The sequence below is a fragment of the Sporosarcina oncorhynchi genome (assembly GCF_033304615.1).
In the GTDB taxonomy this organism is placed as follows: domain Bacteria; phylum Bacillota; class Bacilli; order Bacillales_A; family Planococcaceae; genus Sporosarcina; species Sporosarcina oncorhynchi.
The window spans coordinates 281,719-295,541 of the sequence record NZ_CP129118.1; the positions used below are offsets into that span (position 1 = coordinate 281,719).

The window sequence follows — 13,823 nt, forward strand, 5'->3', positions numbered from 1 at the left end:
AAAGTCGGTGGTAAAGTGCTGAAAGTCGGTGGTAACCGCCAGAGAGTCGGTGGTAAACTCCTCCGAGTCGGTGGTAACGCGATTCGCCTTGGATCCTCGCCCGGTAGAGTGGTAATAACCTTCAGCATGGCAATCGCACCATCCCAATACGTTCACCTACTACTCACTCCTCCTCAATCAATCCACTTTCCACTAAAAAGTCATGTGCGACTTGTTCGACCATCATGCCGTCGTTGTCGACTTTTCCGTTCATTTTCTGCATCGCTTCCTCGTCGATCATACCTGCGAGGGATTCGAGGACTTCTTCGATTTCAGGGTATTCCTTCAACGTTTCCTCGCGTACGAGCGGGAGGGCGTGGTAAGGAGGGAAGTACGATTTGTCGTCTTCTAGGACGCGCAAATCGAATTCCTGCAACTGGCCGTCTGTCGTGTACGAGTTAATGACGTCGACTTCATTCGCGTTGATGGATCGGTACATGATGCCGTGGTCCATCCCTTTGACGTCTTTGAATGTCAAATCGTATTCTTTTGAGAAGCCTGGCAAACCATCTGGACGGTCGATGAACTCGAAGACCGCACCGAGTATGAAATCATCGGAATGCTTCGCAAAGTCGCTAAATGTGACGATGCCAAGTTCTTCCGCTCGATCTTCCCATAAAGCTAATGTGTACGTGTTGTTGAAACCGAATGTGTCGAAGGCGATGATGCCGTCTTCACCGACGAGACGGCGGGTCAACTCAAGCGTCTCATCCGCATCTCCGGGTTCTTCATGGTAATAGTTGACGACAATCGTCCCGGTGTAATCTGGGATGACATCGATTTTATCGTTGATCATGGCGTTCCACACAACGTTGGAACCACCGAGATTTTCTTTATACAGTACTTGGATATCTGTTTTATCCTCAATCAGCTGTCCCATCACATGCGACAAGATGATGCTCTCGGTGTTGTTGCGGGAACCGAGAATTAGCGAGTCTTTTTCGATGAAAATACAACCGCTCAGCAAAACTGTAACCATTGCAGCCGATAGGATGGCGAGAATGTGTTTCCTCATTCGGCTTTCAGTCCTTTCGGTGTCGTCCAGCGTTCAACGCCGCCGAAGAACAATTCGAGAACGATGGCTAATAAAGCTGCCGGGATTGCACCTAGCAAGATTAAACCATCAATTCCACGAGTAATACCGAGGAAGATGAAGTCCCCTAAGCCACCAGCACCGATGAATGCAGCAAGTGTTGCGTTACCGACGTTAATGACTGCGGCTGTTCGAATTCCGGCCATGATGACTGGAATCGCAAGCGGCAATTCGACTTTGAATAAAATCTGGAAACTCGTCATGCCCATCCCTTTTGCCGCTTCGCGGGTTGCAGGGTCTACATCATTGATGCCGGTATACGTATTCCGAATAATCGGCAAGAGTGAATAGAGGAATAGCGCGGCGATCGCCGTTTTAACGCCAATTCCAAATATCGGAATCATGAAACCGAGTAATGCAAGACTTGGAATCGTTTGCATAACACCGGCTCCACCTAGCACTAATGTCGATAATTTAGGTACACGTGTAACGAGTATCCCAAGTGACACGCCGAGTACGATAGCAATGAGCATGGAGAAGAAAACAAGTTGGATATGCACGGATGTCGCTTCCAACACTTCTCCCCAGCGCATTTGTAGTTGTTGTGATAGTTGTTGCCAAATTGATAAATTATTCATGAGTATCCTCCGTTTCTGTCCACTGGCTCGACATGGCGGATAGTAATGAACCTCGAGTGACAAGCCCGACGACTTTCATCTTGTCATTGACGATTGGAATCATACCGAATGGTGATTCATCCATCATAATAATTGCGTCCTTTGCTGAAGTTGTATCTAATAAGAAATGCTCTACAGGTGTCATAACTTCTTCGATTGTCTGAATCGAATTGAGCTTCTTGATGACATCGTAAGCGGATACAATACCGAGCAGATGCTTTTCTTCATTCACAATGATCAGGTCTGTAATTTTTCGCTGCCGGATTAGAGTAATTGCTTTTTCAGGAGAACTTTGAGGAAGCGTCGTGATGACTGATTCCGACATAATATCGATGACAGGCATCAATTCTGGGTTTTGGATGATGCGGTGTTTTCCGATGAACTCTTCAACAAAACCGTGGGCAGGTTCATGAAGTAACTTTTCTGGAGTGTCCAATTGAAGAAGCTTGCCGTCTTTCATAATGGCGATGCGATCGCCCATTTTCAATGCTTCATCCATGTCATGTGTAACGAAAATAATCGTCTTATTCAGTTTTTTGTGTAATGAGATGAGCTCTCCCTGCAACTGTTCGCGAGTTAGCGGGTCAAGTGCGCTGAATGGTTCATCCATTAGAATGACTTCCGGATCGGATGCCAGTGCGCGGGCAATTCCGACTCGCTGCTGCTGTCCACCAGACAATTCCTTTGGATAGCGGCCTGCGAATATCGTAGGATCCAGTCCGACCAATTCCATAAGTTCCATAACACGCGCCTTCGTCTTTTCAGCGCTCCAGCCATTCAGTTGAGGGACGATCGAGATATTCTTTTCAATCGTATAATGCGGGAATAAACCAATCTGCTGGATAACATAGCCGATGCTTCTGCGAAGTTCAGATGCGACGTAAGAGTCTGTATCCTTCCCATTAATCGAAATGGTTCCGCTGGAATGGGGTACCATCCGATTGATCATTTTCATCGTTGTAGACTTACCCGAACCACTAGGGCCGATGAGAACAAGCAGTTCGCCTTTCGGAATCTCAAAGCTGATAGAATCAACTGCTTTGAATCCGTCATCATACACTTTACTGACGTTTTGAAATTTTAACATACGTACCTCCTATGTTTTTTACTAAATAGCTAGAAGCTAAATAGTATATGAATAAATCAAATGTAGCTAAAAAAAGAAGACATATTTGTTGGCTGATTAGTCAGCAACCATGTCTTGTAAATTAGTGTAACATAGATTCCATTGAATTAAAATTACATAAATTGTAAATAGGCGCATTTAACAGGCGGACAACAGCCATAAAATTGGAAGAAGAAAACCCCTATAAAACGCTTGCTCTCAGTAGTTGACGAACAGTTCGGAGTTCGGAATAAACGGATGCTAAAATAATCGATAAATTTATTTTATTTTATGTGAAATTAAAGATTTTGGATGTAGAATGGGGATTTATCTCATTGGGAAGAAATCGATATTTTGTTGAAAATGTTCTTGAGTCGACTAGAAAAATGAGAATGTCTATAAAACTTTTCATTGATTTATTTTGATGGGAATATGGATGTAATTGGGTTAGTGGTGATAGAGCGACGGTGAGCGGTGATTAAGAGCTTTCAAGCGGTGATAGAGTGTGCGGAAGCGGTGATAGACTTTGAAGAAGCGGTGATAACAGGATCCGGGTATCACTTTGGCGCAGACCGATTTTACTATTCCAGTTGCCAGGTGGCGAAATTGACGAGTCGGTGGTAATTCGCTTCAAGTCGGTGGTAAAGTCGTGCGAGTCGGTGGTAAGTCGCTTCAAGTCGGTGGTAAAGTCGTGCGAGTCGGTGGTAAATCGCTTCAAGTCGGTGGTAAAGTCCCCCGAGACGGTGGTAACCCCCCTCCTCTTCTATAAATGCCATTATTCCACCTTCACAGTCGAAACTTGCATGGATTTACACGTATAATGCTATTTAGAAGGGATGTGCATCGGATGGACATGACGATTTTTATTGTGGAGGATGACGAGGCGATTTTTGACTCATTGCGGGAGCGGCTTGGGCAATGGTCGTTTCAAGTGGAGGGGCCGGATGATTTCCAGGATGTGATGGGTGGATTCGTGGCGGCGAAACCGCAACTTGTGATTATGGATATTCAGCTGCCGGCGTATGATGGCTTTCATTGGTGCCGGGAAATACGCGCGGTGTCGAAAGTGCCGATTATCTTTTTATCGTCTCGTGATCATCCGATGGATATGGTAATGGCGATGAATATGGGGGCGGATGATTATATTCAAAAGCCGTTCCATACGGATGTGTTGCTTGCGAAAATTCAGGCGACACTCCGTCGTACATATGCATATGCAGAGGAATCTGTCGATGTGCTCGAGTGGAATGGGGCTGTCATTGATATGAAGCGCGGCGTAATACGGAAAGACGGCATCGATATCGACATGACGAAAAATGAGTTTTTCATTATGACCGTGCTTGTGCAAGCAAAAGATGAAATTGTCTCACGCGATGAACTGATCCGTAAATTATGGGATGACGAACGCTTCGTCAATGATAATACGCTGACGGTAAATATCACGCGGTTGCGGCAGAAACTGATGGATATTGGACTCGGTGACGCGATTATCACAAAAAAAGGGATGGGTTATATGGCGGTGACGCTGTAAAGGAGGACTGAGGATGTTCGTTTCCTATTTGAAGGACATGAAAAGTTGGATTGTTCTATTTGTAATTGCTCTTGTATTCACGGATATACTCGTCTGGATGGATAAGGGAATCTCAATTCGACTGACTTCCCTCATCTATTTAAATGTATTGCTTGTGACAGGTTTTATCGTCTTCCTCCTGTGGCGTTCTAAAAAAGAGACTCGTTATACAAAGGAACTAGTACATATATCGAATGAAAATGACATGGATTGGCAGGAAGCGCTCCCTGAACCGGTATTCTACCGTGATCGGATGACAAACGAATTTCTCAGTCAAGTTGCAGACGATCATTTAAGGAAGCTATCGGAAATGAAGACAGCAAATCTGATTGAAAGTGACTATACGGCTGCCTGGGTACATGAGGTGAAGGCGCCGCTTACTGCGATGAAAATGACAATTGACGCAAATCGAGAGTATCCCCCCATGCGCAAAGTTGAAGCGGAATGGTTACGGGTGCACCTGCTTATTGATCGCCAATTGTATATGTCGCGCATGCCAACACTTGAGACGGACTATATACTCGTAAAAACAGCTATCCATAGACTTGTAAAGGCTGAATTGCGGGATTTGACGCCGTGGTGCTTAGAAAAGAATATTGGAATTGATATCGATGAGAGAGAGCTTGACGTTGTGACAGACAGTAAATGGTGCCGTTTCATTATCCGCCAGCTGTTGACGAATGCTATTAAATATAGTCCTGCGGGTGGAACGATTCATATAACGATGAGCCGAAAAGCCAGTGGACACGGTGTTTTATTAATAAAAGACGAAGGGCCTGGCATTGCTGCGCATGATTTGCCGAGGGTGTTCGATAAGGGGTTTACAGGGAGTACTGGTAGATTGCATAATGCAGCGACGGGCTTGGGGCTCTATTTGGCTCAACAAGTGGCGATGAAAATCGGTATTCATCTTACAATTGAGTCGGAAATCGGTAAAGGGACGCTCGTTTCAATGACGTTTCCAATTGAAAATGAATTTGACGCGACACGAACGTGACGAAAATGTAACATTGGCCGACCTGTTTGTCATCCAAATCAAACGACCATACAGCGAACAATCGATAAGATAGGGGTATAGCAAACAGGGAGGCAAAAAAGATGGAACAATATAAAACGATATTACATGCGCAAAACGTCCGAAAGTCATTCGGTACTCGAGGGAATGTCGTGCAAGTGTTAAAAGGAATCGATCTGCGTGTCATGGAAGGTGAATTTGTCGGCATTATGGGAGCGTCAGGTGCAGGGAAGACGACACTATTGAACGTTCTTGCGACGATTGACCGTACGACGGAAGGGTCGATTTTAATTGGAGATTCGGATATTTCCAAAATGAAGGATCGGGAACTTTCAGCATTCAGGCGTGATCAGCTTGGATTCATTTTCCAAGATTACAATCTGCTCGATACGTTGACGGTGAAGGAGAATATCTTGTTACCCGTGTCGCTCGGCAAGATGAAAAAGCGAGTAGCAGAAGATCAGTTCAAAATGATTGCTGATTTATTGGGCATTAAAGAGCTTGCGGATAAATACCCGCATGAAATTTCTGGTGGGCAAAAGCAACGGACATCAGCAGCACGTGCACTCATTAACAAACCGTCATTGGTATTTGCGGACGAACCGACGGGCGCACTTGATTCGAAATCGGCGTCATCGTTGTTAGGGACGTTGGAGGATGTGAATAAACAACGCGGTGTCACAATCATGATGGTGACGCATGACCCTGTCGCATCAAGTTATTGCAGCCGTGTTGTTTTCCTGAAAGACGGTACTATATACTCGGAATTGTACCGCGGTGATAAAACGAGGCAAGCCTTCTTCCAGGAAATCCTGAAAGTACAAGGCGTGCTCGGGGGTGACAGCGTTGACGCTCTTTGATCTCGTCATTCGCAGTATGCGAAAGAATATTAAACATTACTATTTGTACTTTTTTGCGTTGATTTTCAGTGTTGTGTTGTATTTTGTGTTTGCGACATTGCAGCATGATCCTTCGATTGTTGAGCAGTCGGGCGGTAAAATGGGCTCCGGTTTCAAGGCCGCAGGAATCCTTTTATTGTTCATCTCTGGCATTTTTGTTGTCTATGCGAATTCGATCTTCTTGAAGCGCAGAAGTCGTGAAATTGGCTTGTATCAGTTGATTGGCTTGACGAAAAGTTCGGTGTCACGGTTGCTGGTCATTGAAAACACGTTATTGAGTGCGGGAGCGTTGGCAATTGGCATCGGTATCGGAATTCTTGTGTCTCGCGTATTTTTATTGCTACTTATGAAATTGGTCGGTTTTGATGGATTCATCGAATTGAGCTTTTCCAAAGCGGCAGTCGTGCAGACAATCAGTGTATTCTTAGTAATCATCGTTTTGACGTCGGCCCAAATGCTGTTTTCCGTTTACCGGTCGACGTTGCTTGGATTGTTCAATGCTGATAAAGCAGGGGAGAATCCGAAGAAACCGAAAGCCGTTCTGTCAGCGATTCTTGCAGTTTTAGGAATTTGCCTTATCATCTTCGGTTATTGGTTGTCGATGCGAATGATCAATTCGCTTTTATTCTTCAATATGATTGCTGTTATGGCGTCAACGATACTTGGAACCTATCTCATTTTCCGGGTGACAATCAGCTGGCTGTTTTATCGAATTCGACAGAGCAAGCAAGGTCATCTCGGTCTGCATAGCAGTTTATCGCTTGCGCCACTAATGCATCGAATGAAAGGGAACGCGAATTCGCTGACGATTATTACGGTTTTATCTGCGATGACATTGGCGATGCTAGCGGGGGCGTACTCGCTGTTTTATTCGACTGAAAAAGAGACGCGCCTCAGTTTGCCATTCGATTATATGTTTGACGAAGATATGTTTACGGTTGAACTAGATAACGATGTAAAAGCATCTGCGGACAAATTCACTGCAGAGCTGACTGAGCTGGATATCCCATATACGTCTACGGAGATTGAAGGGTTGACGGTGGAAGGACAATTCGAGGAAGGTGCAACGCCAGAATGGATGTATAGCTCATTTGAGGGGACGGTCCTGAAAGCATCTGCATTGCGTGAAGCGGGGCTTGAAATTGATATGCCTGAAGCAGGAGAAGCTGTTTTTTACGATGCAACTTCCTATTTCATTTTAAAAACGATGGATCTCCCGTTTAATGTGAAGCTTTTCAATCCGGATCAACAGGTGGATGTAGCTGTAACGAAACTGGGTGAAGGAAATGTAGTGAACAAGTTTTTCGGCGGTGTTCAGATTGTTGTAGATGATGCAATGTATGAGGAGTTGAAAACGCTATTTGGGGCAGATGATAGAGGTTCGCGTCTGACGTACATGCAGGCAATCAATGTGGTGGATCGTGATCGACTTGAAGAAGCCTCGGAAATCTTTAGACGCATCAATGAAGAAAGCGAACAATTCCGATTCGATTATTACACACAATACAATGAGGCCATGGAGAACAACGGCCTGCTAATCTTCATTGCCGGTTTCCTTGGACTTGTGTTCCTCATTTCGACGGGCAGCATTCTCTACTTTAAGCAAATGACGGAAGCGGAACAGGAGAAGAAAAGTTATGCAACGTTGCGTCAGCTTGGCTTCACTGTGAAGGATATCATGAGAGGAATTATGCGCAAGCAACTCTTCGTCTTCGGTGTGCCATTGATGATTGGTTTGTTGCATTCTATCTTCGCCATCAAAGTGGCTTCGTTCCTATTCATATCGGATATTACAGTACCCGCGTCAATTGCAATGGGTATCTACGCGCTCATCTATCTCGTATTCGCTTTCCTGACGGTAGGCTATTACCGGAAAACTGTGGATTCCGCATTTTGAACGGTGAAATGAAGTGCGGGAATGTGCGAGTAGGTGGTAAAGTCGGTAAAGGCGGTGGTAATCACCTGCGAGTCGGTGGTAAAGTCAGCCAAGTCGGTGGTAAATCGGTCAAAGTCGGTGGTAAAGTCGTCCGAGGCGGTGGTAAGCAAAGTAGCAGTGCTATCTCTGTGTTATCCTGCTAAAAGTGCTTGAACACTGTTTTGCACAGCAGCTCACTAGGAAAGAATCCTATCTTAATACGAATTCCATTCCGGATTTAAAGGGGACTGAGTGTTGGGGAGAAGAAAAATAATAGCAGTATAAACGATGGTGGGGCCTCCTTGGTCCTCCATCGTTTTTTGTTGAGATGAGTATTTTAAGTTCATTCACTTTCCGGTTTTGGACATAGTATTTGTTAATATCTTAGCAATTTGGAATTAATACCTAGTGAGTCTAAAGTAATTATATTTAAATTACATATAAGTATATGTATCTATTGAGGAATCTGTTATACTAATCTAGTTGAAAATAAGTAGGAGGTATTACTAATTGAAAAAACAAAGAAGCATAGCCTGGAAGCTGTCCGGGCTTATAATCGGACTATTTCTCGTACTGTTTATTGCCTATACAGTCATTACGAACTCGATTCTATACGATAAAAGCGTGACGGACGGGGAAGAGTATGCGATCGAGAACACGGAATTGAATGCCACGGTGCTTAGTGAACGGTTTAATAAGACAAATGAGATGTTGCGCACGACAAAACATATAGTGGAAACGTTGCAGGCACAAGGAAATTTGACGACAGATGAAATGATAGCAATCATTGAAAATAATTTGAAGAAAAATGAAGATGCTACCGGAATGGCTGCAATCTTCGAAAAAGGATCTATTCCGCTCACCCGGACAGATAGTAAGCTCATCGATTCATCGAAAAGATTCATTCCGTATCTTTATAAAGACGGATCGGATGTTGTAGTTGAAGGGTTGAGTGGGTATGAAGTTGCAGGTGAAGGGGATTGGTATTTAACTCCGAAAAGTGAGAAACGAGCAGTTCTGACAGAACCATATACGTATAATGCAGGTGGGCAGTCGGTCTTAATGACGACGATTTCCGTTCCGCTCGTTACAGGGTCTGGCCAATTTTTCGGTGTCTTGACGACAGACATTTCAATTGATTTCCTGAATGACCTCGTCACGACAATTAGCCCGGATGGTGGTTACGCGTCCGTCATTACAAATGGCGGGAATCTAACAGCGAATAGTTTGAAGGAAGAGATGAACGGCACAGATATGCGAAATTCAATCGATTGGGACAGCATGAAGTCACAGCTCGACCAGGGCAATGTCGGTACATTGTACGTCGACTCCAAAAGCCTTGGTGAGCAGGCGTTCAATACATTCGCACCAATCAAGTTGGATACTATCGATGAAGTATGGAGTGTCCAAACGGTTCAGCCTAAATCGGAAATACTGTCGACATTTAATACACTACTATGGGTAACGATTATTGCAGCGGTCATCATGACAGTCGTCATGTCGGCAGCGACAGCAGTCTTTATCTTTAGACTAATGAAACCCTTATCCTACTTGCAACGTTCAATCGAGCAGGCAGCAAAAGGGGATATGACAAGCTTAATTGATGAAAGACATATTAAAAATGATGAAATCGGCGCAGTGTCTATTGCATATAATAATATGCTCCGCCAAACGAACGAGGCTATGAATGAAGTGCGTGCCTCTTCTACTGAATTGAATGACTCATCGACACATGTGCATCAAGCGTTTGAAGAAATTGTAGCATCTAGCGAAGAAGTGTCACTTGCAACAAACGAAATTGCCCAAGGTGCATCTAAGCAATCCGAAGATACGGAGGAAACAAGCAACAGCATCGCCGTACTGGCCGAACAGATTAACGCGTTATCCAGTCTAGCTGCCAGTATGGATAGATTGTCTGTTCAAACTGTTGAATCGACGGAAAAGGGAATGTCGGAAGTGCGGAATTTACGTGACCATAATGTAACTGCCAATGAAATGAATACGAAAGTTCAAGAACAGATGGATGCGTTGTCGACGAAAATCGAAGCGATCAATCAAGTAATTACATCCATTCAGGACATCACAGCGCAGACGAATCTGCTCGCGTTGAATGCGAGTATTGAAGCAGCGCGTGCAGGTGAACACGGCAAAGGCTTCGCAGTCGTTGCGGATGAAGTGCGTAAACTAGCGGAGCAATCAAGAGTGGAGACGGAAGTTATTCAAAAAACAGTTCATGAAATCATTGAAGAATCGAAACAGACCGTTGCTGTCGTCGAATCCAATGTGCAGTTGATGGAAGGGCAAAACGAATCTGTCACAGGTACGGAATCTTCATTCATCCAAAATGTCGAGTTGACCGAGCAGATGAGCCAATCTATCAAAGAACTCACTGCTGAGCTTGCGGAAATGCTCACACACAAAGACCAAGTGATCGTATCCATCCAGAGCGTATCGGCCGTCTCTGAAGAAACCGCCGCTTCTGCAGAACAAGTGAGCGCGTCTTCAGTCGCTCAACAAAACGAATTGGAACGCGTCGCGGATTCCACGACGCGTATGAAGAATATTGCCGGCGAATTGCAAAGCGTTGTAGAGCGTTTTAAATTGATTTAACAAGGGGGGTTCGACGTTTACTACGTTGCGTATCGAAACGTAACCCGGCCGCAACGAAACGTAGACGGCTCGTATCGAAACGTAACCCGGTCGCAACGAAACGTAGACGGCTCGTATCGAAACGTAACCCGGTCGTATCGAAAAGTAGCTACCGTATCGAAACGTAACCCGGTCGCAATGAAACGTAGACGGTTCGTATCGAAACGTAACTCGGTCGTATCGAAAAGTAGCTGCCGTATCGAAACGTAACCCGGTCGCAACGAAACGTAGACGGCTCGTATCGAAACGTAACTCGGCCGTATCGAAAAGTAGCTGCCGTATCGAAACATAACCCGGTCGCAACGAAACGTAGACGGTTCGTATCGAAACGTAACCCGGTCGTATCGAAAAGTAGCTGCCGTATCGAAGCGTAACCCGGTCGCAACGAAATGTAGACGTCTCGTATCGAAACGTAACTCGGTCGTATCGAAAAGTAGCTGCCGTATCGAAACGTAACCCGGTCGCAACGAAACGTATACGGTTCGTATCGAAACGTAACCCGGTCGCAACGAAACGTAGACGGCTCGTATCGAAACGTAACTCGGTCGTATCGAAAAGTAGCTGCCGTATCGAAACGTAACCCGGTCGCAACGAAACGTAGACGGCTCGTATCGAAACGTAACTCGGTCGTATCGAAAAGTAGCTGCCGTATCGAAACGTAACTCGGCCGCAACGAAACGTAGACGGTTCGTATCGAAACGTAACCCGGTCGTATCGAAAAGTAGCTGCCGTATCGAAACGTAACCCGGTCGCAACGAAACGTAACTCGGCCGTATCGAAAAGTAGCTGCCGTATCGAAACGTAACCCGGTCGCAACGAAACGTAGACGGCTCGTATCGAAACGTAACTCGGTCGTATCGAATAGTAGCTGCCGTATCGAAACGTAACTCGGCCGCAACGAAACGTAACACCACCATCCCGTCATGCAATCCCAAAATAGATCGTCCCGCCGATTATGGAGGGACGATTTTTTTACATTTCTTTAGGCGCCTTCATGCCGAGTAAACGCATGGATTCTGTTAATACAATGGAAACAGACTGAATGAGTGCTACACGGTAAGGAAGATTCACATGATCCGTCAGCACTTTGATATTCCCATAAAAAGAATTGAATGCTTGCGCAAGGTCAATAGCATATTTCGCGATGATTGAGGGGTCTAAGTCATCTGTAGCGCGTTTGACTGCGTTCGGGAACTGTTCCAGCAACTTAATGGTTTCCCATTCATAGTCATTCACTTCATCGATTTCTATGGGACCGATTGAACCTGATTTACGTAAGACGGAATGAGCTCGGGCATTCGTATACTGAATATAAGGCCCCGTTTCACCTTCCACTTGCAGCATCGTCTCTAAATTGAATTCGATATCATGCTTGCGGTGTTGTTTGAGGTCGCTGAATAAAATTGCACCGACACCGACTGCTTCCGCTACTTCTTTTTGGTTGGCGAGCGTTGGATTCTTTTCTGCAATATTCCGTTGTGCAAGTTCAATCGCTTCTGTTAGCACTTGCTCAAGCAAGACAATCTTTCCTTTACGCGTCGACATCTTCTTGCCACCTTGCAAAATCAGTCCGAACGGCACATGCTGCATATCATCGGACCATGTATGGCCCATCTTTCTAAGCACTTGCTTCACTTGTGTGAAATGAAGGCTTTGTTCATTCCCAACGACATAAATCGATTTCACAAAGTCATACGTGTTTTTACGGTCCAACGCGGCAGTCAAATCGCGCGTCGCATATAATGTAGCCCCATCGGATTTTCTAATGAGGCAAGGAGGGATGTTCTCGCCTAAATCGACGACTTGTGCCCCATCCGATTCTTCAAGCAGTCCTTTGTCCATCAGCTCTTGCACGATAGGCATCATCTTGTCGTTGTAGTATGCCTCGCCGTTATACGAATCGAACTCCACACCAAGCAAGTCGTAAATCCGTTGAAACTCCTTCAACGACTCGGTCTTAAACCATGTCCATAGGTTCAGCGCATCTGCGTCGCCATCTTCGAGTGCCTTGAATGCAGCGCGACCTTTGTCGTTTAATGAAGGATCCTGTTCGGCCTCATCATGGAAACGAATATAAAGCTTCAATAACGTCTCAATAGGCGCATGGCGGACGTCCTGTTCATTCCCCCACAAGCGATAAGCAGTGAGCAACTTTCCAAACTGCGTGCCCCAGTCACCGATGTAATTAATTTTCACAGGTTTAAAACCGCTTTTCTCGAGCAATAAAGCAATCGAATTACCGATAACCGTGGAGCGCAGATGTCCCATAGAAAAAGGCTTTGCAATATTGGGCGATGATAAGTCAATTGTCACAACACCATCATTGCCTTCATTCGAAGATCCGTACGAATTACCCTGTTCAATAATCGTACGTAGTATGTCACTTGAAATAGCTGTTCGATTCAAGAAGATGTTGACATAACCATTGACGGCTTCCGCTTTCAGGATGGATGGATGTGCTACAGAAGCGGCGATATCTTCAGCGATGATCGCAGGAGATTTCCGGAGAATCTTTGCAAATTGAAAACAAGGCATTGCGAAATCACCTAAATGCGCATATACCGGGCGCTCCAATGTGTGCGCCTCGAGTTGTATCGGACTGGCGGCTTGCAATGCTTGCAGAATACCATTTTTCATTTCCATAACCCCTTTTTTGGCAAAATAAAAAGCCTTCATCTCGTATAATGAGACGAAAGCTTGTTCCGCGGTACCACTCAAATTGCCCAGCATCTATGGCGGGCCCCTTTCTCCTAACGGCGAGACACCGGCTTCTCCTACTGAATTCAGAAAAGCATCTTCGAAGTGCGTTTCACAATCTTCATTCACCAGGCTTCCACCACCCCCGGCTCGCTTCGGAAATAAAAGACCATTACTCTCTTCGTCATTGATATTGTAGTTGAATGTACCAAAACGTGGAAGGC

At 45.2% G+C, this 13,823-nt stretch carries 10 protein-coding genes and 1 other annotated feature; of the genes, 6 read left to right on the top strand and 4 right to left on the bottom strand.

All coding sequences use genetic code 11. The features are described from left to right. Positions 1-163 precede the first annotated feature (163 nt). From QWT69_RS01505 to QWT69_RS01515, 3 genes are read right to left on the bottom strand one after another with little or no spacing between them, the layout of a single operon-like run. Positions 164-1,054 carry a glycine betaine ABC transporter substrate-binding protein gene (locus tag QWT69_RS01505; protein ID WP_317968286.1) on the bottom strand — a complete coding sequence of 297 codons (891 nt, stop codon included), beginning with the start codon at positions 1,052-1,054 and terminating at the stop codon, positions 164-166. Then, the gene (locus tag QWT69_RS01510) at positions 1,051-1,710 is read right to left on the bottom strand and encodes an ABC transporter permease (protein ID WP_317968288.1); all 660 of its coding nucleotides are present in this window, start codon (positions 1,708-1,710) and stop codon (positions 1,051-1,053) included. The genes QWT69_RS01505 and QWT69_RS01510 overlap by 4 nt, the downstream gene beginning before the upstream one ends. After that, positions 1,703-2,836 (bottom strand): betaine/proline/choline family ABC transporter ATP-binding protein, encoded by a 1,134-nt coding sequence (locus QWT69_RS01515; protein WP_317968290.1) that lies wholly within the window; start codon positions 2,834-2,836, stop codon positions 1,703-1,705. Before QWT69_RS01515 ends, QWT69_RS01510 begins: the two co-directional genes overlap by 8 nt. An 865-nt stretch (positions 2,837-3,701) precedes the next feature. Here QWT69_RS01515 and QWT69_RS01520 point away from each other — a divergent pair. From QWT69_RS01520 to QWT69_RS01545, 6 genes are all read left to right on the top strand, one after another. Beyond that, a complete protein-coding gene (locus tag QWT69_RS01520; protein ID WP_317968292.1) occupies positions 3,702-4,385 on the top strand; it encodes a response regulator in 684 nt (227 codons plus the stop codon). Between the two features lie 13 nt (positions 4,386-4,398). Continuing rightward, complete coding sequence (locus QWT69_RS01525) at positions 4,399-5,421, top strand: sensor histidine kinase (protein WP_317968294.1); 1,023 nt, start codon at positions 4,399-4,401, stop codon at positions 5,419-5,421. A gap of 101 nt (positions 5,422-5,522) precedes the next feature. Next, positions 5,523-6,299 carry an ABC transporter ATP-binding protein gene (locus QWT69_RS01530; protein ID WP_317968296.1) on the top strand — a complete coding sequence of 259 codons (777 nt, stop codon included), beginning with the start codon at positions 5,523-5,525 and terminating at the stop codon, positions 6,297-6,299. Further along, positions 6,286-8,235 carry an FtsX-like permease family protein gene (locus tag QWT69_RS01535; protein ID WP_317968298.1) on the top strand — a complete coding sequence of 650 codons (1,950 nt, stop codon included), beginning with the start codon at positions 6,286-6,288 and terminating at the stop codon, positions 8,233-8,235. Before QWT69_RS01530 ends, QWT69_RS01535 begins: the two co-directional genes overlap by 14 nt. Then, positions 8,232-8,417: a hypothetical protein gene (locus tag QWT69_RS01540; protein ID WP_317968300.1), complete on the top strand. Its 186-nt coding sequence runs from the start codon at positions 8,232-8,234 to the stop codon at positions 8,415-8,417. Before QWT69_RS01535 ends, QWT69_RS01540 begins: the two co-directional genes overlap by 4 nt. Before the next feature lie 346 nt (positions 8,418-8,763). After that, the gene (locus QWT69_RS01545) at positions 8,764-10,863 is read left to right on the top strand and encodes a methyl-accepting chemotaxis protein (protein ID WP_317968301.1); all 2,100 of its coding nucleotides are present in this window, start codon (positions 8,764-8,766) and stop codon (positions 10,861-10,863) included. Positions 10,864-11,874: 1,011 nt separating this feature from the next. On the opposite strand, the gene argS is transcribed toward QWT69_RS01545, so the two are convergent. Continuing rightward, positions 11,875-13,545 (bottom strand): arginine--tRNA ligase, encoded by a 1,671-nt coding sequence (gene argS / locus QWT69_RS01550; RefSeq protein ID WP_431312303.1) that lies wholly within the window; start codon positions 13,543-13,545, stop codon positions 11,875-11,877. Between the two features lie 39 nt (positions 13,546-13,584). Beyond that, positions 13,585-13,796: a binding site (T-box leader), on the bottom strand. Positions 13,797-13,823: the final 27 nt, after the last annotated feature.